16 protein-coding genes and 3 tRNA genes are annotated in these 25,744 nt (G+C 33.8%); 5 read left to right on the forward strand and 14 right to left on the reverse strand.

All coding sequences use genetic code 11. The features are described from left to right. Positions 1-99 precede the first annotated feature (99 nt). Complete coding sequence (locus K350_RS0111545; RefSeq protein ID WP_028980052.1) at positions 100-1,425, reverse strand: FAD-dependent oxidoreductase; 1,326 nt, start codon at positions 1,423-1,425, stop codon at positions 100-102. Between the two features lie 413 nt (positions 1,426-1,838). Further along, positions 1,839-3,119 carry a glycosyltransferase gene (locus K350_RS0111550; protein ID WP_028980053.1) on the reverse strand — a complete coding sequence of 427 codons (1,281 nt, stop codon included), beginning with the start codon at positions 3,117-3,119 and terminating at the stop codon, positions 1,839-1,841. Positions 3,120-3,760: 641 nt separating this feature from the next. On the opposite strand from K350_RS0111550, the gene K350_RS0111560 reads away from it, so the two are divergent. Continuing rightward, on the forward strand, positions 3,761-10,279 hold the full coding sequence (locus K350_RS0111560; protein WP_028980055.1) for a non-ribosomal peptide synthetase: 6,519 nt from the start codon (positions 3,761-3,763) through the stop codon (positions 10,277-10,279). Positions 10,280-10,392: 113 nt separating this feature from the next. After that, positions 10,393-11,025, forward strand: coding sequence for a 4'-phosphopantetheinyl transferase family protein (locus K350_RS0111565; RefSeq protein WP_028980056.1), 633 nt, complete (start codon positions 10,393-10,395; stop codon positions 11,023-11,025). Between the two features lie 237 nt (positions 11,026-11,262). Here the strand turns inward: K350_RS0111565 and K350_RS0111570 are convergent, their stop codons facing one another. From K350_RS0111570 to K350_RS0111580, 3 genes are all read right to left on the reverse strand, one after another. Beyond that, positions 11,263-12,039, reverse strand: coding sequence for a hypothetical protein (locus tag K350_RS0111570; protein ID WP_162144161.1), 777 nt, complete (start codon positions 12,037-12,039; stop codon positions 11,263-11,265). Positions 12,040-12,391: 352 nt separating this feature from the next. Further along, positions 12,392-12,464, reverse strand: a tRNA-Lys gene (locus K350_RS0111575). Positions 12,465-12,557: 93 nt separating this feature from the next. Then, positions 12,558-12,630: transfer RNA gene (locus K350_RS0111580), tRNA-Lys, on the reverse strand. A 77-nt stretch (positions 12,631-12,707) separates the two neighbouring features. Between K350_RS0111580 and K350_RS31990 the strand changes: the two genes are divergently transcribed. Further along, positions 12,708-13,469: an SH3 domain-containing protein gene (locus tag K350_RS31990; protein WP_156027010.1), complete on the forward strand. Its 762-nt coding sequence runs from the start codon at positions 12,708-12,710 to the stop codon at positions 13,467-13,469. Here the strand turns inward: K350_RS31990 and K350_RS0111590 are convergent. Genes K350_RS0111590 through typA form a run of 3 tightly spaced genes read right to left on the reverse strand, consistent with a single transcriptional unit; the run spans position 13,433 to position 16,899 of the window. Then, the gene (locus tag K350_RS0111590) at positions 13,433-14,239 is read right to left on the reverse strand and encodes an SDR family oxidoreductase (RefSeq protein ID WP_211236737.1); all 807 of its coding nucleotides are present in this window, start codon (positions 14,237-14,239) and stop codon (positions 13,433-13,435) included. The genes K350_RS31990 and K350_RS0111590 overlap by 37 nt on opposite strands. A gap of 11 nt (positions 14,240-14,250) precedes the next feature. Beyond that, the gene (locus tag K350_RS0111595) at positions 14,251-15,078 is read right to left on the reverse strand and encodes an alpha/beta hydrolase (RefSeq protein WP_028980059.1); all 828 of its coding nucleotides are present in this window, start codon (positions 15,076-15,078) and stop codon (positions 14,251-14,253) included. Positions 15,079-15,084: 6 nt separating this feature from the next. After that, a complete protein-coding gene (gene typA / locus K350_RS0111600; RefSeq protein ID WP_028980060.1) occupies positions 15,085-16,899 on the reverse strand; it encodes a translational GTPase TypA in 1,815 nt (604 codons plus the stop codon). Positions 16,900-17,189: 290 nt separating this feature from the next. On the opposite strand from typA, the gene metG reads away from it, so the two are divergent. Further along, complete coding sequence (gene metG, locus K350_RS0111610; protein ID WP_028980061.1) at positions 17,190-19,244, forward strand: methionine--tRNA ligase; 2,055 nt, start codon at positions 17,190-17,192, stop codon at positions 19,242-19,244. A gap of 592 nt (positions 19,245-19,836) precedes the next feature. Here metG and pth read toward each other — a convergent pair. The 6 genes from pth to K350_RS0111640 form a co-directional block, all read right to left on the reverse strand. After that, positions 19,837-20,400: an aminoacyl-tRNA hydrolase gene (pth, locus tag K350_RS0111615; RefSeq protein WP_028980062.1), complete on the reverse strand. Its 564-nt coding sequence runs from the start codon at positions 20,398-20,400 to the stop codon at positions 19,837-19,839. Positions 20,401-20,486: 86 nt separating this feature from the next. Continuing rightward, entirely contained in the window at positions 20,487-21,062 is a 576-nt protein-coding gene (locus tag K350_RS0111620; RefSeq protein ID WP_028980063.1) for a 50S ribosomal protein L25/general stress protein Ctc, read from the reverse strand. 17 nt (positions 21,063-21,079) lie between these two features. Beyond that, on the reverse strand, positions 21,080-22,009 hold the full coding sequence (locus K350_RS0111625) for a ribose-phosphate pyrophosphokinase (protein WP_028980064.1): 930 nt from the start codon (positions 22,007-22,009) through the stop codon (positions 21,080-21,082). Positions 22,010-22,087: 78 nt separating this feature from the next. After that, a tRNA-Gln gene (locus K350_RS0111630) sits at positions 22,088-22,160 on the reverse strand. A gap of 418 nt (positions 22,161-22,578) precedes the next feature. Then, positions 22,579-23,391 (reverse strand): hypothetical protein, encoded by an 813-nt coding sequence (locus K350_RS31070; protein WP_051313066.1) that lies wholly within the window; start codon positions 23,389-23,391, stop codon positions 22,579-22,581. Positions 23,392-23,505: 114 nt separating this feature from the next. Next, on the reverse strand, positions 23,506-24,372 hold the full coding sequence (locus tag K350_RS0111640; RefSeq protein WP_028980065.1) for an SDR family oxidoreductase: 867 nt from the start codon (positions 24,370-24,372) through the stop codon (positions 23,506-23,508). 187 nt (positions 24,373-24,559) lie between these two features. Here K350_RS0111640 and rffA point away from each other — a divergent pair, with 187 nt between their 5' ends. Beyond that, positions 24,560-25,705: a dTDP-4-amino-4,6-dideoxygalactose transaminase gene (rffA, locus tag K350_RS0111645; protein ID WP_028980066.1), complete on the forward strand. Its 1,146-nt coding sequence runs from the start codon at positions 24,560-24,562 to the stop codon at positions 25,703-25,705. Positions 25,706-25,744: the final 39 nt, after the last annotated feature.

Raw genomic sequence — 25,744 nt, forward strand, 5'->3', positions numbered from 1 at the left:
ACAAGCAATCCCAAATCATACATCTGCCTAATGTCAACTTACATTGACTTTATTAAACTTTATATATTAATATTCTTAATTCTTTATCAAAGCAAGTGGTTAATGACTTATTAGTGGTAAACCATTTTCTTCAGCATCAACTCCCTGTCCATATTTTTCAACTATTTGGCTAAAGGGCTTATTTGTAAATGCTACCTGGAAATATTCTGTCTCGTATTCTCCATGCTTCATGGCCTCATGTGCCTGATTCCATTTCTCATCAAAATCTTTGTTATGGCACTTTCTAAGCTTTTTATAATTCTTATTAGCCATAGCTTTCATTGCCTCAGTGTCACCAATTCTCCTCTCAGTAAAATGAGAAATGGCTTTGCCGATATCTCCTCCAAATTCATCAATAAGATGTGCAAAAACTCTAACACTTTCCATACAGGTATTCATGCCCATAGCATAGAAAGGAGGCATAGCATGAGCTGCATCTCCTACCAGTAATACCTGATCTCGGTAGTTCCAATTGTTGCATTTTACTTCAGAAATCTTAGATTCTGGATTGCTGTTAAACTCCTGTATGAACTGATCTTTATCAATAAATGAAAGGAACTGGCAGTTTTCCTGCACAAATTCAAACAACTTCTCATTATCCTTCAATTTATTTACTTCACATGATTCTGTATAGAACAAGGTACCATTAAAACCTTTCTTACCATCTGGCAACGCAACGAACAATAGCTCCGCTATATTCCAAATGTGCACGTAATTAGGATCAAGCACATATTCACCGTTTCTTGGAGGGATATAAATCTCTTTGAATCTATAGTCCAGAGTCGAAAGGGTTGCATCTAACAAACCCTGATCCACCAGCCTTTGTCTAACACATGAGAAAGTACCGTCGCATCCAAATAGATATTCATATTTAACAACTTTTTCAGCGGTATTACTATTGTCCTGGCCATCTATACTATAATTGTTATTTGTAATAAATGTAATCTCCTTAGCATCTACATTAATTCCTTCCAATTTATGCCCATAATAGAACTCTACATTGCCTGTTTTCAAACAAGCATCCATCAGATAAAAATTAAAATGTTTTCTGTTGACGGTGTAAATAGCCTCCTTATTAGCGCCATAATACTGTGGGTATACCTGCCCGCTTCTTAAATGAACTGAACGGCCATATTTGGGCACCAGCAATGACTTGTAACTATCATACAAATCCAAATCTTTAAGAGTAGTGACTCCCCTTTCACTGATTGACATCCCTACTGTCCTTTTCTTAATTTCATTGTTATTTATAAGATTCATTCTTTTTTCATATACCTGCACCTTATAACCTTTCTTCGCCAAATACAAAGCCAAAGTACAACCACTTATGCCTGCACCAATAACAACAACAGGCTTATTTTCTAAATAATCGATATTCGTTCTCACGTACTTATTTGATTTGCTTATCTATAAGGCTAACATACCGACAGGAAGGCACTGTTTAAAAATTCGAAAAAAAACAAATAGATAAGGGGAAATTTCATAAATAACCTGCAAAAATTAAACTCCAAATTTTGTAACTTTTATGACAATATTGTTTTGCTCCAATTACCAATGGGTAGCTCTAAAAAATAATAGTAATAAAGCATTGGACACTTTATTACTATTGAAAGTTGTGAAATAATAGCTTCCCTAAATCAAATATGAACTACTTTACATCTATCTTTAATTACCAAACCTAGGGAAACAATCATACAACTTTACTCAGGTTAAATTACAGATTAAGTTCTTTTCAATTGTGAGTAAAACATTCCTTCCATAAATCATGAAGTGAGCTCTTATAGCTTATCTTCACTAATTCAAACAGCAACTTTTAAAAACCTTTTTTTCTCTAATGCATTTTCAATGATAGAAGAAAAATCTTCTGCCCGTTTTTGCCATGAATTTCCAGATGCAAATTTTATTCTTTCTTCTTTCTTAATTTCGTTATCGTTATTCAGTTCTTCTTTGACAGCATAAAGAAAGCTATCCTTAGAAGAGGCAAAATGAATAAAGGGATTGAACTCCGGAAGATTTGCAAAATCCGAAGAAACCACTGGTTTTCCTACTGCAAGATATTCATTAAACTTTAATGGGTATACGCATCTTGTATATTCATTTTTTAAATAAGGAACAACTCCCAGATCGATGTCTCCTATTATTGCAGGGATTTCTTCAGGCTTTTTAGCTCCTAGCCATCGAGTGTTTGAAAATTTTGATAAAATACGAAATGCATTTTCATCTGGAGTTCTTCCTGCAAAAAGAAATTCAACCTCAGGTAGATTTTCTATCAAGTACTTCATTGTATCAATATCAAATCGATCGTCAATACTCCCTGTATATCCTATCACTTTCTTTTTTGCATCCCTTACCTTTCCTGCATGTTTATTAAATCGATTGAAATCAACCCCATTCTTAATTAAATAACAATCTTTGGTTTTACAACTCTTCGAATGGAAAAGATTTTCTGAAGTGGTAATTACAATGTCTGCTTTATTAATATAATCGTTTTCTATCAAAACTCCATGATGGGAGTTCCATCCTGTTGCTATTTCGTCGTAACAGTAATAGATATTTAATACTTCATCTAGCCTACCCGCAAGCATTGTTCCATAATAAGGATTAAATCCTGAAACAATAATCGGATCTTTGATTTTCAGTTTCTGAACAGCTTTTTTAATTTCGCTTTCAACAATGCGAGCATTTATTCTTAATAGTTTTACAAATAATCCATGTGAGGGTATTAAATTTATGGGAAGCACTGGAGGAGGACTTAAAACATTAATAGTTGAATTAACCCTGGTTGATACTTCTCTCAACCTTGGTTCTATCCCTAATGTCTTTTTAAATGGAACATACTTAGGGCCCCTTAAAAAGTCTTTAAAACTAAATGCATAATCTATATGCAGTATTTTATTATCTGAACTTAAAACAGTCATGATTTCTGCCATAGTATTTGTGAAATTGCTTTCCCACATATTATTTCCAAGGCAGATAATATTTTTATCTTTTAGCATCTTTATAGATTTATAAATTATCAACTGTGATATGATACTTAAGTTAGCAAGAGCAAATAAGACCTTTGCCTTTTCTCCTTTCACTCACTAAAATATATTTTTAGTAAAAAATCAATATCAAAAGAGTATACTTCTTGATATTTACTCCATCGAAACCTATGCAAACGCCTAGGACTTCTGATTACTTCTTCCAAACCCAGTTATTTAACATGACTGCATGGTATTCTAATGAAATTTTACAAAATCGATATGGCAAAGATCTTTTTAAGGAATATTGAGAAAAGTTATTATTGCTACTGACAAGTTAAAATGCCCGAAATAATTCATCTGGATTGTTTGACAAAATATTGCATTCATATATGTGCATTTGGGAAAAATGCGAAGAATGGATACACTACCAATTTTTCTCCCTATAAAAATTGTGTAAAACAATCTTTTCCCTTAATAAAAAAATCTCCTTATTCAAAAAAAAATTCTTCTTTCAAAAATCTTTGCTGTCTCACTAATGGAAGAAAAAAAAACGACGTTCTTGTAAAACTAAATTTCACTACTAAATAATAAGCAAATGGTTCTATGAAAGCATCATTAATCTTATAGACTTTCTACCCTCCAATAAATACGGCCTTGGCACAATTTTAATAACAAAGAAAATCTATACCCGTTTCTTTATTATCAAGCTTTTAAAAGATCACAAAATCAGTAAATTAAATTTTAGTAAAAACACTATGGAAAGTGAAGTAAGAGTATTAAGACAAAATGTAAGGTTACAAAAAAATAGTTTAGATAAAGTCAAAGAAAAACTATCGCATCTCAACGAAAACAAATTTTCTACATTTATACTATCACTAAGTGCATTTATTGCTTTGGCAAAAAGATATACAGATCAAGACAAATTCTTAGTATCATATAATAATTCAATAAAACCCAATGGAAATGTATTGAACAAATCCAATCAAAGAATTTCATACATAGAAATAGATCTTTCGGAAGATCCTACTTTTGAAATATTAATTCAACAATTGAATGATAAAATTCAAAAAGATACAGAGGGAGCAACCGCAGATAAAAAAGACTCTTATCCATTTGTGGTTAATTTTTCATTTGACGATAAACTTGAAGGCAGTTCCAATCTCAATTTGAATTTACTAAGGACAGACATTCAAAATATCTTACCAGTTCTTTCAATTAATTTATTTAATTCCGAAGAAGATGTCATGTGTGGTTGTCTTGAAGCAAGATTAGACTTAATGGAAATCTCTATCTCTGAAAATAGTAATGAACACTATTGTAATATTTTAAAAGAAGCAATAATAAATCCTCAAAAGAGAATCTCCGAATGCAATATGTTGGGTGAAGATGAAAGGAATAAAATTCTTTTTGAATGGAATGCTACTGAAAAAAATTATCGCAAAAATATATGTTTACATCATTTAATAGAAGAACAAGTAGACAAAACACCTGATTCCATAGCTATAATTTACAACGGTCAATCACTTACTTACAAAGAATTAAATAGAAGGGCAAACGGTGTAGCCGAGCGCATAATCAATAGAGGAATAAAAGAAGAAGATCTTGTTGGTGTATTGTTTGAGTTATCATTAGAGTCAGTTATATCTATAATAGGAGTTTTAAAAGCTGGTGCAGTGTATGTTCCACTTGACACAAACTACCCTGTTAAAAGACTACAATTACTGGTGGATGATGCCAGACCCAAGTTATTAATTACAAATTCTAGTTTAAAAGGTTTATTAGAGTTTCCAGAAGAGAATAAACTTGTAATAAGTGATAATGATTGGCTTAATAACGATTATTTAACTAATCCAATAACAGAGGTTAAACCTGAAAACGCGGCATATGTAATGTATACCTCCGGTTCTACGGGATCTCCCAAGGGAATCGTGATTCAACATAATAGTGTTGTAAATAATATAATGTTGATAAAAGATCGGTATATGCTTACTCCTAATGATACAGTTCCGTCTATGCCTTCATTAGCATTTGATGCTTCAGTATCCAAACTATTTCCGATATTAACTATTGGTGGAACAGTTGTACTTCCAACAGAAGAAGAAATAAGAGATGTAGAAAAAACACTTGAATTAATCAATAAATATAATATGCCTTATTTCTCTACCCCTCCCAGCATATTAAGAGTCATTAATTCAATTAATCCTGATTTATCGAAATTACGCAGTATTTCTTGTGGAGGTGAAGCTTTAAAATTTTCAGACATTAATAATATTAATAAACACGTCCCTATAATTAACATATATGGACCTACCGAAGCAACAGTTTCCTCATGTACTTATACAATACCTAAGAATTCTAGCCCTATTACCTCTCGTATCCCTATTGGCAGGCCCAATCCCAATTGCAAGGTGTATGTATTAGATAAACACTTAAATTGTATGCCCATCAATTGTTATGGAACAATATATATTGGAGGAATTGGTGTAGCACGTGGTTATTTAAACAACCCGGAATTAACAGCACAAAGATTTATAAAAAGTCCTTTTGTAGAAGGGGATGTTTTATATAATACTGGAGATATTGGCCGGTGGTTACCGGATGGCAATATCGATTTCCTTGGCAGAAATGATAATCAGATAAAGATAAGAGGATTCAGAATTCAGATAGAGGAAGTAGAAAAAATATTAACAAAACATCCATCTGTTAAAGAGGGCAAAATCATTATTAAAGATACTACAGATGAAGACAAATTAATGATTGCCTGTATAATTCTAAAAGAAGGAGAAAGTCTGACGATAGAATCGATGAGAGACTTTATTGAAAAATATTTACCTGATTATATGGTTCCTTCGGACATCTTACTTCTTTATCATTTTCCTCTTAATCAGAATAACAAAGTAGACTCAAAAGCTCTGCTTCAAAAATACAACGAAAAAACACCTATTCAACAAAAGGTATCTATCTCCATTAACAAAAATAGTATTGAGAAAGAACTTGTCAGTTTTTGGAAGGAGATTCTGAATAAGGAAATTAATATTCAGGAAAATTTTTTCCATGCAGGAGGACATTCTCTCCATGCCATGCAATTAAAAATGTATATCAATAAGAAATTCAATACTGATTTTTCAATGAAAGACATTTTCAATAATCTTACAATTGAAAAATTAACTTCATTGATAGCTTCTAAAAGTCAACTAACTGAAGATAGCTTTAATAAAATCAATAGTCATGAAAAGAATAATCCATTTATTGTAGAAAAACAAAGTATAGAAAATATAACTCCCATCAACTTAAAAGAAGTATCAAACTTAAGAACTCAATCCTTAGATACTTCTATAAGTAAAAAAGAGATAAATTTAATTGCCTCAAAAGACAAAGAGAGTAGCGTCCATAAATTGTTTTTCAGAAAACCTGCTTTGTTTGATCTGTCATTTAACGAAAGAAGATTATGGTTTCTCTACCAATTTCTTCCCAATAAGGCTATTTACAATGTTGTAAAAGCCTATAACTTGTCTGGTAAACTAAATACAGGAGTATTGGAAAAAAGTATAAAACAACTTCTGGATAAGCATTTAAATTTAAGAAAAAATTTCATTGAAGTAGATGGAGAACCTAAGGCTAAATTAAATTTTAAAGCGACCTTTAAAGTAAGAGTATGTAGTTTATCTGATTTTTTAAAATCAACTAATGATGACGAAGAAACAATTATTGAAAAATTGATAGATGATGAAGCTGAAAAACCATTTGATTTGAGTAAAGATCTTCCTATTCGTTTAACAGTGATCAAAAAAAAGAAAGAAAGTAGCATTTTGATTCTTTCTGCCCATCATATTATTTCTGATGCCTGGTCATTTGCTATCATATTAGAAGAACTGAATAAGCTTTATAATTCTAACCTCAATGATGAAGATATAAATCTTGAGGATCTTACAAAAGAATATAACAATTACGTTGGGGTACAAAAACAATATCTTAATAAGACTAAAGTAAATGAACTTTTAGGATATTGGAAAAATAAGTTAAGCGATAAAATTTCCAAATTAAAACTGCCATATGAGCGTACTGGTAAAGATATTGTTTCTGATAGTGCCTTGTATGAAGAGATTTTAATACCAACCTCTCTTATCAATTCACTTAAAAAATATAGTAAAGAAAAGGATGTCACCCTCTTTATGACCTTTTTTAGTGCATTCCAATCGCTATTATTTAAATATAGCCAAAATGAATTTATAAATACAGCAATCCCTATTGTAGATCGCGCAGATGCAGAGACAAAAAGGTTAATTGGTTTTTTTGTCAATACATTAATTATTCCCACTGATTTTTCTAAAGATCTAGTATTTGAAGAATTGGTAGAAGAAGTTAGACAAACATTACTAGAATCATTTCAGCACCAGGATTTGCCTTATGACATTCTTGCTAATGAATTGAGAAAAGATACTGGAGCTGATGTCAATTCACTTATTCAGGTAATGTTTGCTTTTCAAAATGTACATGAAGACCCATTGCATTTAACAGGAGTTAAAGCAGAGAATATTTTATTGAAAAATAAACATGCGAAGTTTGACCTTACTGTCTCTGTTTCAGAACAAGCAGAAGGATACCTTGTATCTGCAGAGTATAAATCTGACTTATTCCATTCTATTACTATAAAAAGAATGTTGAATTCATTTCATATGCTTTTGGAACAAGTGATGTCAAACCCTAAAATCAAGCTATCTCAAATTGAAGTATTGAATCAATCAGTAAAAGAAGTTCTCACAAAAGTATGGAATGATACAAAAAGAAATCTTCCTGATTTTTCAGTACATGAATTATTCGAAAGACAAGTGTTCTCTTCACCAGATGCAACTGCACTAAATTGGAATGGTAAAAAAATCAGTTATAATGATTTAAATATTCGTTCTAATCATTTAGCACATTATCTTAAAAAACAAGGAATCTCTTCTGAAGAACTGGTAGGTATATTAATGGATGAATCGGAGTTTAGTATTCTATCCATGATTGCTGTATTGAAGACTGGGGGTGCATATCTTCCTTTAGATCCTGCCTATCCGAAAGAAAGAATTGCATATATGTTAAATGATTCAAAGGTTAAAATTATTATCAGTGAAGAAAAATACCTAAACTATCTACCTGATTCTTCTTACCAATGGATTGTTTTGGATCGACTTGGTGAAGAATTAAGTAAAGAAAAAGATACGAATCCTGAAAGTAGAATACTTACCAATCATCTAGCCTATGTCATGTATACATCAGGTTCCACTGGCAATCCAAAAGGAGTTGGAGTAGAACATAAGAATATTGTAAGGCTGGTAAAAAACACTAACTATGTTACATTAACAAACAATACTAAGCTATTAAAAACAGGTGCCTTTTCATTTGATGCTTCAACATTTGAGATATGGGGAATATTATTGAACGGTGGTGAATTATTTGTATATCCAAAAGAAAATTTATTAGATCATCAATTACTGAAAGAAAAGATAAGAGAAAATGGAATTTCGTTGATGTGGTTTACAGTGTCCTGGTTTAATCAATTAGTAGATATTGATGTAGACATTTTTAAACCTCTCCAATCAGTATTTGTAGGAGGCGATAAATTATCAGTGAAGCATATTAATAAAGTTAAACAAGCGCTTCCTCACCTTGAAATAGTCAATGGATATGGACCTACAGAAAACACGACATTTTCGCTTTATCATAAAATAGAGAATACGAGTGAAGAAGATATACCTGTAGGTAAGCCAATCACGAATACTACCGTTTATATTTTAGACAAATCACTTAATCTTCTTCCAATTGGTGTGCAGGGTGAAATCTATGTAGGAGGAAAAGGAGTTGCAAGAGGATATATAAACGATGAAAAACGTACGCAAGAAAAATTTATTCCGGATCCGTTTAGTTATGAAGGAAGACTATATAAAACAGGAGATCTTGGAAGATGGTTGGAAAATGGAACAATAGAATTTGGAGGAAGAAAAGATAATCAAATTAAACTTAGAGGCTATAGAATAGAACTAGGAGAAATTGAAAATGCTATATCCAGCCATCCACTGATAGAAGATTCCGTTGTTCTTTTAAAAGATGACAATGGTGATAAAAAGATCATAGGGTTTTATTTAAGCAATACGAACTTAACGGAAGCCGAAGTAAAAACTTTTCTAAGAAAGACTCTTCCTGATTTTATGATACCTGTTTATCTGATCAAAAAGGAAAGCTTTCCATTGACTTCTAACGGAAAAATTAATCGTCAGGCATTAGCAAATAGTACCAAGAATTATATTAAAGCAAACAAAACATTTGAGTTTGCCTTTAATGCTACAGAGGAAAAACTTGTGGCAATCTTCGAAGAGATTTTAGGAAGAGATGCAATCAGCATTACAGATAATTTCTTTGAATTAGGAGGACATTCTCTCCTGGCTACAAAAGTGATGGCCAAAATTGAAAGGGAGTTTGGACAAAATTATCCATTGTCCATTTTATTTGAAGCTCCTACTATTAAAGAGCTCAGTAAGGTTATAAAAGGAGATTCCGGAATTAAAAAAACAGGAATTATTCCTATACAACCCAAAGGAAATAAACCTCCATTATTCTTATTGCCAGGATATTTATTCTATCATAATCTAGCGAAGTATCTCGGAGAGGATCAGCCGCTATATGGGTTTGAGCCATTAAATATAGACCGAACAGAAGAAGTTGCAGCTATGTTTATAAAGCAAATGAAACAGATTCAGCCAACAGGTCCTTATTTCATCGGTGGCTTTTGTGCCAGTGGAATTATCGCTTATGAAGTAGCACAGCAACTTACTGCCGCTGGAGACGAGATTGGACTGTTATCTTTATTTGAAGTTTACACTCCTGAAGCAACGGTTTCTAAGGCATCAAAGAAATATTTATCAGACAAGTTTGCTCATTGGAAGGCTGCTTTCTCTTATAATTCTTTCAGAGCTAAGGTAAAATTGATTTATAATGAATCTCAGAAACTCCTTCAATATTTCCTTCTAAATCAATTTAGAAGTATGATAAGTGATTATAAGCTCAAACCATACAATGGAAAAATTGTATTGTTCAAAGCTTTAGATGAACTAGTAGTATCTTCTTCATCTGATCCTTATATGGGTTGGAATAGATACTGTTCAGCTCATAATATAACTTTAATTAAAATTCCAGGAAATCATAATACCCTTTTTAAAGAACCTTATATCGGAATTACTGCTGCACAAATTAAAAAGTGTTTGGAAAACGAGAATTATCATGTCGAAGAAATTTGATTAATATTTGATTGAAATCAGTTTAAGAAAGAGAGTGGTATATGAATGAGAGTTTGTATAACACTCTCTTTCTCTTTAATATCAATAATCTGAAAGTTTTTCGATGCTTATTAATGGAAATATTTTATACTAAGTTTGAGGACATCCTCGACCATAAGAAATTAAATACTTACTTAAACTGTCTTCCCTCTTCAATGCGAGAAGATATTTTGAGATATAAAATGCCATTTGATCTCCAAGGACGTTTATTTGGAAAACTCCTATTGAAAAAAATATTTGCACACTACTTTAACAATCGAGATATATTATATCAGCTGGAGTACAACAAATACGGCCGTCCATATACTTCAAATTCAAAAATAAATTTTAGTATTTCTCATTCCGGAAAATATGTAGCAGTGGCAATTGCCAATGGATTTCAGATTGGGATAGATGTTGAAGAAATCAAAGAGATATCTATCGCTGATTTTAGAAGTATATTTACAGAATTCGAATGGAATGCAATTTTAACATCCACCAATCCTTTAAAAACATTTTATGTTTATTGGACAAAAAAGGAAAGTACAGCAAAGGCTGACGGAAGAGGTCTTTCTATTCCTTTAAATGAAATTTTCATTGAAGATGTGATCTCAATTTTATATAAAAAACGGTGGTATTTATCAGAGATTAATTTAGGACCTGATTATATAATGCATATTGCAAGCGAACAGAAAGAATTGATTAACATCCATTATATTACTTTTTAGTTAATACATAACTATTTTTTTGATTCTACAGAAAAGCAAAAAGCTTTAACCAAAAAATCCTCACCTAAAATACAAGTGAGGATTTTTAAATCAGAATGTGAACCTTTTGGGACTATCTTCGAAATTTTTATATGAAGATTTTAAGGAAAACCTTTGAATTAAGGCTGATTTTTTAACAAATAAACCAACGCTCAAAGTTCTTATAAAAATACAACTTGACAAATATGCAGTATTCCGTTACAGGGGGTTCTTACTTGACTTCAATTTAGTATTACCATTAGTTTTTATCCTTGATATTATATAATCAATATATTCTTGTTTTAATAATTTTCCGCTTAAAATAATTGAATATTGCTGATCATTTGAATCAAATATATTTAATAAAGTAATTTTAGATACACCTGGCTTTCCGAATTGAAATCCTTTAATATTTGGTGTTTCAAAATTATTAAAGTAAATATCATAACCATTAACCATTACGAGTTCTTTGAGTCGTAAAATCGCATTCTCAACAACAATTTCGTCATTAGAATCAAATATACTTATATCATTCGGCTTGAAATTATAAGTATACTTTAAGAATTGATAATTAGTCTTGATATTATGTTTACTTAAATAATCATTGAAATATTCACTTTCCAAATTCTTACTAGTCTCATTAAAGTGCTTTAAATAATCTAACCCCTCAATATCGGAATCATATGTTACTATAACTTTTGAATTATCAACAAAAGTTACAATTCTGGCTTTATTCGTAATTGACGAATCTTTAACAACCTTATTATATTGAGGAATTACAAAATTCAAATTAGTTAGAACAAAATTAATCTTTTTAAAATTATTCAATTCCACCTTTCCAACGGGGTTTCTTTTAGGTGAAGTCTTCACACAATCATTTGGACTGTGAGAATATTCAAATATGCTTGTAGCTTTATAAAAAACATACCCTTTTAAAAGTATCCAAAAGAGAGGTAATCCGAGAATTATGTAGAAACTTGATTTAATTCTTTTCATAATTTTTTTGAAGAATGCGTAATTCGGATTTTTATACAATTCTTTACAACTATACCACCTAAACTCAAGCAAAAGAATAAAGCGAAATGTAAATAATATACTTTCTAATTCCATGTTAAAAACTCTTTATTAAGAATTATTAATAAAAAAGAAGTGAGGAGTTTAAAAATATTATTGTTAAAGATTATAGACTAAAGGCATTCTTTGATAATTCATATTTTACTATTGCCATAAGATTCAATGTGATTGAATCCAAAATAAAAATTTTGCAAAAATTTAAAATAGGCCCAAAAGCAAAAATGCTCACTTCTGAGTAAAAGTGAGCATTTTTGATACAATGTGATGTATTTTGTGAACCCGCTGGGATTCGAACCCAGGACCCCTACATTAAAAGTGTAATGCTCTACCAGCTGAGCTACGGATTCCTATGAAAATTTACTATTACTCTTGTTTGATTATCTTTAGCTTCTCTAAAGATTGCGATAAAAAAAATCCTCTGTCTTCAGAGGATTTCTTTGTGAACCCGCTGGGATTCGAACCCAGGACCCCTACATTAAAAGTGTAATGCTCTACCAGCTGAGCTACGGATTCTTGTTTTTTTTGCTTTTTCGAAATCGTTTTCCGTAAATGCGATGCAAAAGTATAAGCTTTTTTTATATTTGCAAAACATGAAGCGAATTTTATTTACAATACTTGCTGTTTTTTTTCTCCCCCTCTTTGCCTATTGCGTCAATTATGCTGATTCCCTGAAGCTTGCGGATTCATTATTCAAAGAAAAAAAATATCCACAATCCTATAGCATCTATTCTGACATACTTTCTTCTTCAGAAAAATTTTCCCCCAGAATGCTGCTCAAGATGGCAATGATCAAAGAACATGAAGATGATTATACCATGGCTCTTTATTATTTAAATCTGCTTTATAAATATCAACCGGACAAAAGAGTACTTGAAAAAATGGATGAACTTGCATCAGCCCATCAGCTTACTGGTTATACATTTACAGATCTGGAGTACTTTATTTCTCTTTACAATCAATATTACTATTACATCATCTTCTTCTTCCTAATTGTATCTGCAATTATCTACCTCTACCTTATATTCAAAAAATTTTATAGCAAAAGACTGGGGTTGCGTCCTCTCTTCTTCGTCTTTGTATTATCCTTTGCATACATTCTTACCAATTATGATATCGTTCCCATGAAAGGAATCATCAGCCAGGACCATTCTTACTTAATGAGCGGCCCTTCTGCAGGAGCAGACCCTGTGGCTGAAATAGAAAAAGGTCATCGTGTTATAGTATGGTCAGAAGATGATGTATGGTACAGAATCAGCTGGAATGGTGAATTTGTTTACATCAAAAAAAATCATCTACTATTGGTAGGAGATGAAAATCATTTAAGCGGTGAATCTTTCTCTTTCGATATATGATTGAAGACTACTCTATCAACCAGGCTGGGAAAAAACTTCTTCAGAAAGATGGTCGATTTACCTTGTGAGGTCAATACAAGATCTCTCTTTCTTTGCTCTACAGCTTTATAAATGTTCAGAGCAACTTCTTCCGCACTCATCATCTTGCCTTCATCCATTGATGATTCTCCAATGATGCTTCCGTCTTTAGACAAAGATGTATTTCTGATGTTGGACGTCGTAAAACCTGGACAAGCCACCAGCACATGAACGTTTTTACATAAGAGTTCTATACGTAGTGCTTCCAGAAAGCCATTCATAGCAAATTTAGAAGCGCTGTATCCCGTTCTTCCAGGAAGACCTACACTTCCAGCTATAGAAGAAACACCGACTACAGAGCCTTTATTTTTAATAATTTCCGGCAAGGCATATTTGGTAGCATATACAGTTCCATAGAAATTAATATCCATCACCTTCTTTAATACTCCCAAATCCGCATCTGTGAATAATGCTCGCATGGATATACCTGCGTTATTTATAAGAATATCTATCCTGCCAAAGGCTTTAATCGTCTCATTGACGAGCATTTCGTTATCTTCCTCCTTAGCAGAATCTGCTTGTATCGCTAAGACAGTAATTCCTTTACTTTTAAGCAACAAAGCAGTTTCATCAAGGTTTACCCTGTTTCTTCCTGTTATGACAATCTTTGCACCCTTATTTCCAAACTCCTCTGCACATGCTTTACCTATTCCTGAAGATCCTCCAGTGATTATGACAACTTTGCCTTTCATACAAATTAAGTTTAATCCTCTTCTGATTTATTTATCCGCCCCTTAAAATACTTTGCAACAGCATGTATAAGATTGGAATGCCCGGCGGTAAGTACTTCTAATTTATAATTATTCAGATTACGAAGAAAATACTTCATATTCTTTAGATTTATAATTTTATCATAAGTTCCTAAAAAGAGTTCCAGCTCTATCTTATTCTCATTAAGGATACTTGCAATCTTTCTGGTGCTGAACTTCAGATCTCTGTATACGATCCATGAGAAGTAAACCCTTCGCCTCTGCTCTCTGGTTATCATTTGTGTATTGGCAAACCGGTGAAGGCCTTTATCAAGTAGCTTAAACCTGTTTAAGGTATTTACCACATTATGATAGATTTGAGGCTTTACAATGGTCCTTTTAAATATTCCCTGCAGAAGTGTGGGGTAAGTTGCAATGTTGTACCAGAAGCTTGTTTTAATACCATCCGGGGCTATCAGGATTACTTTATCAATCTTTGAATAAAAATATTCCAGACTTGAGAGAACAAACTTCCCTCCCATGCTAAATCCAAGTAAGCTGAATCTTTCTATTTGTTGGCTTTCCAGAAACCCGGCAAAAAATTCATTCCAGAAATCTTTCTGAAGTGGCTGATCTTCAAACGGCCAATAGCTTTTGCCATGAAAAAATAAATCAAAGCTATAGAATGTATACTCACTTGCAAGGACATCTTCCAACTCCTGAAAGTGATTTGAGGTTTGCCCAAAACCATGAAAGGTAAGAAGTACCTTCTTACCTTTCCCTGATTTGGAGTAATACATGAGCGCCTTTCGGTGCTCATGATACCCATATTCTCTTTGCATTAAAGATTAAGAAACAGCTTCTGATTTCTTAGACATTCTGGTTCTCTCACCTTCCTCAAGGTAAATCTTACGCATTCTTATGCTCTTTGGAGTTACTTCAAGGTATTCATCACCCTGAATATATTCCATAGACTCTTCTAATGAGAAGTTTATTTTTGGAGCGATTTTAACGTTGTCGTCAGAACCGGATGCACGCATGTTGGTTAATTTCTTACCTTTCAACACGTTTACAGTAAGGTCATTGCCCCTTGTATGCTCACCTATTACCTGTCCCATGTAAATCTCTTCTCCCGGATCAACAAAGAAAAATCCTCTGTCCTGAAGTTTATCGATTGCATAAGCAGTTGTAGTTCCTGTTTCCATCGAGATTAAAGATCCACTCAATCTACCAGGAATTGTACCTTTATAAGGTTCGTATGCTTTAAATCTGTGAGTCATAATTGCCTCACCTGCAGTTGCAGTAAGAACGTTATTTCTCAAACCTATAATTCCTCTTGAAGGTATATTGAATTCAAGGTGTTGAAGATCACCTTTAGGCTCCATGATCGATAACTCACCTTTTCTCTGAGTTACAAGTTCGATTACTTTACCGGCGGTTGATTCAGGAACATCAACAACCAATATCTCTACAGGCTCACATTTCTGACCATCAATTTCTTTGAAAATTACCTGCGGCTGCCCTACTTGTAATTCATAACCTTCTCTTCTCATTGTCTCAATCAAAACTGACAAGTGAAGAATACCTCTACCGAAAACTAAGAATTTATCCTCTGTATCAGTTTCAACAACTCTCAATGCAAGGTTTTTCTCAGTTTCCTTCATTAATCTGTCTCTAAGGTGACGAGAAGTAACAAATTTACCTTCTTTACCGAAGAATGGACTGTTATTGATTGTAAACAACATACTCATTGTAGGTTCGTCTACCGCTATTCTTTCCAGAGGCTCTGGATTTTCAGCATCGGTAAGCGTGTCACCGATTTCGAAATCATCAAGTCCAGTAACAGCACAGATATCACCAGCTGACACAGACTCTACTTTTAATTTTCCAAGACCTTCAAAAACGTGAAGTTCTTTTATCTTCACTTTCTTAATAGAACCATCGGCCCTTGTAAGTGCCATATTCGCACCTTCTTTCAACTCGCCTCTGAAAACTCTTCCGATAGCAATTCTACCCTGATAAGCTGAATAATCAAGAGAAGTTACCTGCATCTGAGGAATTCCCTCCGGGCGTGGGGCTTCCGGTATATGCTCAACAATTGCATCAAGCAAAGGAATGATAGAATCTGTTGGATTTTTATAATCAGGTCCCATCCATCCTTGTTTAGATGAACCATACATAGTAACAAAGTCAAGCTGATCCTCATTTGCACCAAGGTTGAACATCAAGTCAAAGACTGACTCATGTACCTCGTCCGGACGACAGTTTTCTTTATCTACTTTATTTACAACGACAATCGGCTTTAAACCTAAACCAAGCGCTTTGCCCAACACGAATCTCGTCTGAGGCATAGGCCCTTCAAACGCATCGACAAGCAAAATAACACCGTCTGCCATTTTCAAAACACGCTCTACCTCACCACCAAAGTCGGCGTGACCGGGAGTATCGATAATATTTATCTTGATACCTTTATATCTTACCGAAACGTTTTTCGCAAGAATGGTAATACCTCTTTCCCTTTCAAGATCATTGTTATCCAGAAGCAGATCGTTAAACTCCTGGTTTTCTCTAAAGATTTTAGAGGCGTGAATGATCTTGTCTACCAGGGTAGTTTTACCGTGGTCAACGTGTGCTATAATTGCAATATTCCTGATGCTTTGCATATATTTTGTGAAAACTAAGCTACAAAATTAAAAAAATAGTTTCGAATTGCTTAGTAATTAGGTTAATTTCTGATGAAGAACCTCAATAATTCTTCCCTAATAGCCCTAAACTATACCCAAAAGCCTATTTCTTATTGTTTTAGTCCTAACATGACTTTCTTAAAAATAGTTGACCTTGCAAAAGAAAAAGTAAAATTTCTGGTTGCACCAGTTATATTTGCACTCCTTATATAAAAACCGAACGGCCTTTGTGCTGTTTTCTCAAATAAATTTGTTCTTATTTTTAGCTTATGAGTAAAAATTACAAAAGACATACAATTACAGCAGCTTTGCCTTATGCAAACGGTCCTGTACATATCGGCCATCTCGCCGGTGTTTATGTTCCTGCTGACATTTACGCAAGATACTTAAGACTAAAGGGTGAGGACGTACTCTTTGTCTGCGGCTCGGACGAACATGGAGTCCCTATTACCATAAGAGCTAAAAAAGAAGGCATTACACCTCAGCAAGCAGTTGATAAATACCATACTATCATTAAGGACTCTTTTAAAGATTTCGGAATATCATTTAACATATATTCAAGAACATCTTCTAAAGTACATCATGAAACTTCTTCCGAGTACTTTAAAACGCTTTATAATAAAGGTATTTTCGAGGAAAAAGTAACAGAACAATATTTTGATCCAAAAGCACTTCAGTTTCTTGCTGACAGATACATTGAAGGTACTTGCCCCAAATGTGGATTTGAAAAGGCTTACGGCGATCAGTGCGAAAACTGTGGAAGTACTTTAAGTCCTTCAGAACTAATAAATCCACATTCTACACTTAGTGGAGAAAAACCTGTCTTAAAATCGACCAAACATTGGTACCTGCCTCTGGATAAGTATGAAAACTGGCTCAAAGAGTGGATATTGGAAGGACATAAAGAGTGGAAATCCAATGTATACGGACAGTGCAAATCATGGATAGATCAGGGCCTTCAGCCCCGTGCTGTGACAAGAGACCTTGACTGGGGAGTTCCTGTTCCCCTGCCAGGTACGGAAGGCAAAGTTCTTTATGTATGGTTTGATGCTCCAATCGGTTACATATCAGCAACCAAAGATTGGGCTCAACAGCAAGGAACTCCGGATGCATGGGCACCATATTGGCAGAAAGAAGACACCAAACTTGTACACTTTATAGGAAAAGACAACATTGTATTTCATTGTATTATTTTCCCCGTAATGTTGAAGACGCATGGAGATTATATACTACCGGACAATGTACCTGCAAACGAGTTTCTGAATCTGGAAGGAAATAAAATTTCAACCTCAAGAAATTGGGCCGTTTGGCTTCATGAGTACCTGCAGGAATTTCCAGGGAAGGCAGATGTGCTTAGATATGTTCTTTGTGCTAATGCCCCTGAAACAAAGGACAATGATTTTACATGGAAAGATTTCCAAGCCAGAAACAACAATGAACTTGTTGCTATCTTCGGAAACTTTGTAAACCGCGCAGTGGTGCTTACTCACAAAAACTACGAAGGTATCGTACCTGCTCAGGGCACCCTTGAAAATATTGACAAAGAAGTACTTGAGAAACTAAAAGAACTTCCGGAAAAAGTCGCTGGCTCCATTGAAGCATATAGATTTAGAGAAGCGTTGACTTTCATGATGGAACTTGCAAGGGTTGGTAATAAATATCTTGCAGATACAGAACCATGGAAACTGATTAAAACAGATGAATCAAGAGTTAAAACAATCTTAAATATCAGCCTTCAGATATCTGCTAGTCTTGCAATTCTTGCAGAGCCATTTATGCCATATACTGCTGCAAAACTTTCTGAAATGCTAGGATTGAAAAACCTGACATGGAAAGATGCAGGCAGAGAGAATCTAGTAGCGAGCGGCCACGAGCTGAAAGCAGGAGATTTATTATTTGACAAAATTGAAGATGCAACCATTGAAGCTCAGATCAAAAAACTTCAGGATACCAAAATAGCCAATGAATTGGCTAGTAAGACTGTATCTCCGGAAAAGCCTGCGGTTCAATTTGACGATTTTACTAAGATGGACATTCGAATTGCCACCATTATTGAAGCGGAAAAAGTAGCAAAAACAAAAAAATTACTAAAACTAAAACTTGACACTGGTATCGATACCAGAACAGTTGTAAGTGGTATTGCAGAATACTATGAACCGGAAAAAATTATTGGCCAGCAGGTTTGTCTGCTAGCAAATCTTGCTCCTAGGGAAATAAAAGGAATTGAATCTAAAGGAATGATTTTAATGGCAGAAGATAAAGATGGAAAACTTTCTTTTGTGAGTCCTATAAATAAAATTACTAACGGAGGAACAGTAAATTAAACTGTATTGCATCTTACAAACATCATTAAAGCCCGATTAAAATTGGGCTTTTTTTATACCCCATTTTTTATGACGATTAAATAAAAAGAACAGATGTTTAAACACACAAGTTAATAAAAGTTAAAAACTTACAGTATTTTTTCTAACAAAATCTACAATAACTCACCTATAAAAAAATAATATAATCTAATAAAATTAGCATTTCATGGGAAGAATAAAAGAATCCATAAAAAAACATACAAATAAATAGCATTTTTTCAGGCGTACATATTACATAAAAATTCATATTTATTAAAAAAATTACTGCAATTACCTACAACCTTTCACAAGTGAAATGTATCTATATATTGTAAGTCTTAATTAGGGACTGAAAATAAAAACTCAAATCTTTTTGATATTTTTTTTATATTTTTTTAATATCTTTTTACCTGGGGACCCCTTCGAGAAATCTAAGGGGTCTTTTTTTATGCTACCCTACACTATAAATAATCAGGAGATATTAAAAAATCGACACATGATTCGGCCAGAAATTTCCCTCAGCCCCACGCTATTCCTCCGTTTTATTACAATGCTTTTTCCATTCCAAAACCCCTTATTTAGTATTTACAGTATTCATAGCCCTTTCAATTCCAATGGTACAGAATGCGAGAATTCCGTCTATAGCCTTATCCATAAAAATAGGCAACTCATCAAACTCCTTGGATGAAAATTTCCCTAATACATAATCAACCTGACGTCCTTTAGAAAATTCACTACCAACTCCAAAACGCAATCTCGGATAAACTTCACTGCCCAATACCTGCTGAATATTTCCAAGACCATTATGTCCGCCATTAGACCCCTTACTACGCATCCTTAAAGTACCATAAGGCAAAGCTATGTCATCTGTAATTACCATAATATTTTCAGCAGAAACATTCTCGGTTTTCATCCAGTAGTTTACAGTCTTACCGCTCAGATTCATAAAGGTAGTAGGCTTTATAAGTAAGAGTGTCCTGCCTTTATATTTATATTCCGTTACAAAAGCGTATCGATCAGACCGAAACTTCAATCCTTCCTTATCTGCAAGCCGGTCCAGCACCAAAAATCCAATGTTATGCCTTGTTAGCTCATACTCGGGACCAATATTTCCCAAACCAAAAATCAAATATTTCATAATGATGATTTACCAATATCTATAAAAACATAAATCCTATCTGTCAAAGACAAATAGGATTTAAAATTATAAAATTAATTACTTACTTATTTCTTTTCTTCTTCAGCAGCTCCTCTTAGTGCTCTTGTAGTTTCTACGCTAACTACAGGAAGTGCTTTGTTATTTAAGAAAACATAGTTTCCTGTTTTAAGATCAGAAATTCTCAAAGACTTTCCGATTTCAAGAGAAGAAATATCAGCTTCGATAAAGTCAGGAAGGTTTTTAGGAAGTGCTTTAAGTTTCACTTTCTTGATTTTAGAAATAAGCTTTCCACCTTTCATAACACCAGGAGAAGTACCAGTGATTCTAACCGGAACATCCATTTTAACTTCTTTATCCTCTTTCAAAAGAAGAAAATCCGCATGAAGGATCATATCATTAACAGGATGGAACTGAATATCCTGAAGAATGCATGAATATTTTTTACCCTCTACAGTTAGATCTACTTTGTAAGCATTTGGAGTGTACACAAGGTCTCTGAAAAGAAACATCGGCGCATAGAAATGAACCTGATTTTCACCACCGTAAAGTACGCATGGCACGTTAGCATCAAGCCTAAGCTGCTTAGACTCTCTTTTACCGAGATTTGCTCTTTTAAACCCTATAATCTCTAATGAATTCATTGTGTTTTATAATTTAATTAAATAATAAATAGCGAACTGATAGAATCGTTATCCTGAAGTTTTCTGATTGCTTTTGCAAACAATTCTGCAACTGTCAGCACTCTGATTTTTGGTGATTCTTTCTTTAATGGAAGTGTATCTGTAATAACAAGCTCCGTTAAAACTGAATTTTCGATATTATCCAGAGCTTTTCCAGAAAGTACCCCGTGTGTACAAATTGCTCTTACACTTTTTGCGCCTTTTTCCATGATAATTTGAGACGCTTTACACAATGTACCTCCTGTATCGACAAGGTCATCCACTAGAACTACATTTGCACCTTCAACATCACCTATAAGTTGCATAGAAGCAATTTCATTTGCTCTTTTTCTGTGCTTGTCACAAAGAACAAGATCCACTTCCATAATTTTCGCAAACCCTCTTGCTCTTGCCACACCACCAACGTCTGGAGAAGCGAATATTAAATTTTCAAGATTTAAAGATCTAAGATAAGGAATAAAGATAGCTGCACCATCCAGGTGATCTACAGGAAAATCAAAAAATCCTTGTATCTGGCCTGCATGAAGATCACAGGTCATAAGGCGATCAGCGCCTGCAGCAGAAAGAAGATTTGCTACAAGTTTAGCAGCAATTGGTACTCTTGGTTTATCTTTTCTATCCTGACGTGCATAACCGAAATATGGCACAACGACAGTTACATAAGCCGCTGAAGCTCTTCTAGCAGCATCAACCATAAGCAGAAGCTCCATAAGGTTGTCTGCATTTGGGAATGTTGACTGAATCAGAAATACATCATAACCTCTGACAGATTCATCAAATGAAACGTATATTTCACCATCACTGAATCTTTGCTGGGTTACAGCACCAAGTGGTTTTCCGTAATAGTTAGCGATTTTTTCTGCCAGGTATTTGGAGTTAGTTCCGGAGAAGAGCTTTATGTAAGACATATATGATTAATTCCCTTTTTCCTTTAAAAAATTAATCCCGGGTCTTTTGCAAGCCGGGATCAATTTTATTTTTTGGTGTTGTCCGACCAGGTCTCGAACCTGGACTCTTCTGAACCAAAATCAGACGTGTTGCCAATTACACCATCGGACAAATTCCCTTATTTGATGTTTGGGACTGCAAAGGTAGAAGATTTTCGATTCATCCCAAACAATTACAAAACTTTTTTCAACTTTTCTTCAAGTTTTGGGGGAAGAAAATTCACTTAACATCCCTTATCTTCTGATATTGAGAAATATACTTTTTCAAATATTCATTATTTTTTTTCGATGTTTTTCAGGTAAACTTCTGTTCTTTTCCAGAAGTCAAAGAATAATTTAAAAAAATATAAAATCCTTTTGCTGTAATAACTTTAATAATGTCCTTGGCTTTATTTTCCTTGTTAAAATTAAAAAATCGGAGCTGGAGAAAGGCTTGGAAAAAAATATTGGTAAGTGTTAAGAAGATGAAAGCAAAAAGCCTAAAGCTGAAGATTAAATTCTCTGCTTTAGGCTTTCAAACTTGTAGGTTTTTATTTTGGAGGAAGCAAAAACACATTTTTTTTTCCGCCAACTGTAATGTTTGCAATTTTATCACAATCTGTTTCCCCAAAGTCCACTGATCTTGTCAATTTATCCTCAGGGGTAATGTCAATTGTACCGGAAACAGGATAAACCAAGCCTTTATCAATAAATAAACAGGAAACATAATACAATAAAGGTTTCGTAATCAAAGCTGTATAATCTTCACCAAATCTGCTAATACCTGTCGCTGTTCCGGATACCGTGTATTCATCATCAGTCAAAATCGCCTTTGAATCATAGCCAGCAACAAAAGTTCTTACCCTTTCGGAATTCCAGTAAGACACCTTTTGATCTTCGAATGTTATTTTACCGTTGACAACTTTTACAGACCAAGAAGGAAGTACATCTGTGATATTTGTAACAGTCTTCTCTCCTTCAATATGATTGCCATTTACGAAATAGTTATCCAGTGAAAACTTTATAACTGAGCCTTTTGTGTTGTATTTGCCACTATATTGAATTTTAATTTTCCCACTTCTTTCTCTATTATTAAAAGTACAACCCGTGCCGAAATCAATAATCAAAGAATCACTGCCAATGAAGGAATATGAGGGGCAAGTACCTGAAGTCCTCAGGTTATTAGCTTCAAGAGCATCCTGTCCTATTTTCAAAATATCATCAAATTCCTTTTGGGAGAAATTATAATCCGTAGCGGCAGAAACATCTTGATCTGTTACTTCATCTTCCTTTTTCCCACAAGAGAATAACAATAAACCGGTTAAAACCACAATCAAAGAAGGTGTAAAAAAACTTTTTTTCATCTTATTGTATAATGAATTGGATTAATAATTATCAATAAGATTCTTTTACGCAGTGAAGTACTCAAAGTTCCCAGAGAATTGTATTACTCAGTATTATAAAAGATTATCCTTTATTTATTTATTTCTTACTTTCTTTTCTATCATATCCCACATTTCTGTTGGAATTTCATCAAGAAAACTAAACTCCCCTGCACCTTTTATCCATTCTCCTCCATCTATCGTCACCACTTCTCCATTTATAAAAGATGAAAAATCAGATACCAAAAATGCGGCAAGATTGGCCAATTCCTGGTGTTCTCCAGTTCTGCCCAATGGAATTCTTTTTACTAAATCTATCTTTTTACTAACCTCTTCAGGAAATAATCTGCTCCATGCCCCTTCGGTGGGAAACGGTCCCGGAGCTATTGCATTCATGCGGATACCGTATTTACCCCATTCTACGGCCAAAGATTTTGTGAGCGTAAGTACTCCGGATTTCGCAATGGCAGAAGGAACAACATATCCAGAACCAGTCCAGGCATAGGTAGTTACTATATTTAATACTGTACCTTTCAATTTTTCCTTTATCCAATCTTTTCCAAAAGTCAGTGTACAGTTATAAGTACCCTTTAGAACAATGTCCACGACAATATCAAAGGCCTTACTGGAAAGTCTCTCAGTCGGACTAATAAAATTTCCGGCGGCATTATTAACGAGAATATCTACTTTTCCAAATTTTGACTTTATTACACTCAATAAATTCTCCACTTCCAGAATGTTTCTTATATCGCAAGCTACTGGAAGTACTTCACCTCCAGTTTCGGTTCTTAGCTCTTCGGCAGTCTTTTCCAGAACATCCAATTTTCTGCTGGCAATTATTACTTTGGCTCCAAGTTCCAGAAAATATTTACTCATAGACCTGCCGAGGCCGGTTCCTCCACCGGTAACCAGAACTACCTTACCTTTCAGCGAGCCTTCTTTTAACATTGGTTGATTGTACATATCAGATTGTTTTAGAGCTTTAAAATAATTAAGATGAAAGTTTAAAAATAAAATTTTGTTATTACATTTTGGATTTTTTACTTATCTAATTTGTTTTTGTATTTTAACACGAACTACTACTTAGCTTTTATTGAAATATCTGTAACTGCTAATTAAAGTATACTTGAATTAGCTTTAATGGTTATTAATGATCCCTTATAACAAGCCTTTCATCATTGGAAAGGAATTAGAATATATACGTCAAGCAGTAGAAAGTGGAAAGATTTCCGGAGATGGGAAGTTTAGTAAACTTTCGCAGTCATTACTGGAAAAAAGATTTGGATATGGGAAAGTTCTTCTCACTAGCTCGTGTACCGATGCACTGGAAATGACCGCTATCCTACTTAACATCTCAGAAGGTGATGAAGTGATTATGCCTTCCTTCACCTTTGTATCTACCGCTAATGCATTTATATTAAGAGGTGCTAAAGTTGTTTTTGCAGAAATAAGACCAGACACCCTTAATATTGATGAAAGTAAGATCGAAGCTCTGATTACGCCAAAAACAAAAGCTTTAGTGATAGTGCATTATGCAGGTATTTCCTGTGATATGGAAAAAATATCAGCAATAACTCAGAAGCACTCAATTGCTCTTGTTGAAGATGCCGCCCTGGCTATCGACTCCTATTATAAGGGAAAAGCTCTAGGTTCTTTTGGTCAACTTAGTACATTATCTTTTCATGAAACTAAAAATATCATTTCAGGGGAAGGTGGGGCTTTGATTATCAATGACCCTCAGTATTATGATCGTGCTGAAATTATTAGAGAAAAGGGTACCAACAGAGCAAAGTTATTTCGAGGAGAAATCAATAAATATGAATGGGTGGATATTGGTTCCTCTTATTTACCATCTGAAATTATAGCAGCATTTCTTTATGCCCAGCTTGAAAATATGGATACCATACTAAAAAGGAGAATAACCCTCTGGAATCATTACTTTCAGAAACTTAAACCTCTGCAGGAGTTATCAGTAGTTACTTTACCTGTACTATCTGAGGGCTCTACGATGAATGGACAATTATTTTATATTCTCTGTAAGGATGAAAAAGACCGCAATGCTTTGCTTGATTTTCTTAATCTAGAAAAAATTAAAGCTGTTTTTCATTATCTACCTCTGCATCTAAGTCCATTCTTTATGAATAAACATGACGGAAGATCTCTTCCTGTAACCGAATCAGCAAGCGGCCGTTTAATCCGCTTACCTTTATTTTATGAGATGAAAGACGAAGAACAGAATTATATAATTTCAAAGATTTTTGATTTCTTTAAGATAAATCATTACACTGAGCATTAAAGCCCAGGAAAAAATTTACAAAATTTTTAAAACACCAGA

It is taken from the genome of Sporocytophaga myxococcoides DSM 11118 (assembly GCF_000426725.1).
Taxonomy (GTDB): Bacteria; Bacteroidota; Bacteroidia; order Cytophagales; family Cytophagaceae; genus Sporocytophaga; species Sporocytophaga myxococcoides.

Excerpts from the sequence above, each read along its gene's own strand:
- rffA (WP_028980066.1), top strand. The coding sequence starts at position 24,560 with ATGATCCCTTATAACAAGCCTTTCATCATTGGAAAGGAATTAGAATAT.
- metG (WP_028980061.1), top strand. The coding sequence starts at position 17,190 with ATGAGTAAAAATTACAAAAGACATACAATTACAGCAGCTTTGCCTTAT.
- K350_RS31070 (WP_051313066.1), bottom strand. The coding sequence starts at position 23,391 with ATGAAAAAAAGTTTTTTTACACCTTCTTTGATTGTGGTTTTAACCGGT.
- K350_RS0111625 (WP_028980064.1), bottom strand. The coding sequence starts at position 22,009 with ATGTCTTACATAAAGCTCTTCTCCGGAACTAACTCCAAATACCTGGCA.
- K350_RS0111595 (WP_028980059.1), bottom strand. The coding sequence starts at position 15,078 with ATGCAAAGAGAATATGGGTATCATGAGCACCGAAAGGCGCTCATGTAT.
- K350_RS0111590 (WP_211236737.1), bottom strand. The coding sequence starts at position 14,239 with ATGAAAGGCAAAGTTGTCATAATCACTGGAGGATCTTCAGGAATAGGT.
- K350_RS0111640 (WP_028980065.1), bottom strand. The coding sequence starts at position 24,372 with ATGTACAATCAACCAATGTTAAAAGAAGGCTCGCTGAAAGGTAAGGTA.
- K350_RS0111620 (WP_028980063.1), bottom strand. The coding sequence starts at position 21,062 with ATGAATTCATTAGAGATTATAGGGTTTAAAAGAGCAAATCTCGGTAAA.
- pth (WP_028980062.1), bottom strand. The coding sequence starts at position 20,400 with ATGAAATATTTGATTTTTGGTTTGGGAAATATTGGTCCCGAGTATGAG.
- K350_RS0111570 (WP_162144161.1), bottom strand. The coding sequence starts at position 12,039 with ATGAAAAGAATTAAATCAAGTTTCTACATAATTCTCGGATTACCTCTC.
- typA (WP_028980060.1), bottom strand. The coding sequence starts at position 16,899 with ATGCAAAGCATCAGGAATATTGCAATTATAGCACACGTTGACCACGGT.
- K350_RS0111565 (WP_028980056.1), top strand. The coding sequence starts at position 10,393 with ATGGAAATATTTTATACTAAGTTTGAGGACATCCTCGACCATAAGAAA.
- K350_RS0111560 (WP_028980055.1), top strand. The coding sequence starts at position 3,761 with ATGGAAAGTGAAGTAAGAGTATTAAGACAAAATGTAAGGTTACAAAAA.
- K350_RS31990 (WP_156027010.1), top strand. The coding sequence starts at position 12,708 with ATGAAGCGAATTTTATTTACAATACTTGCTGTTTTTTTTCTCCCCCTC.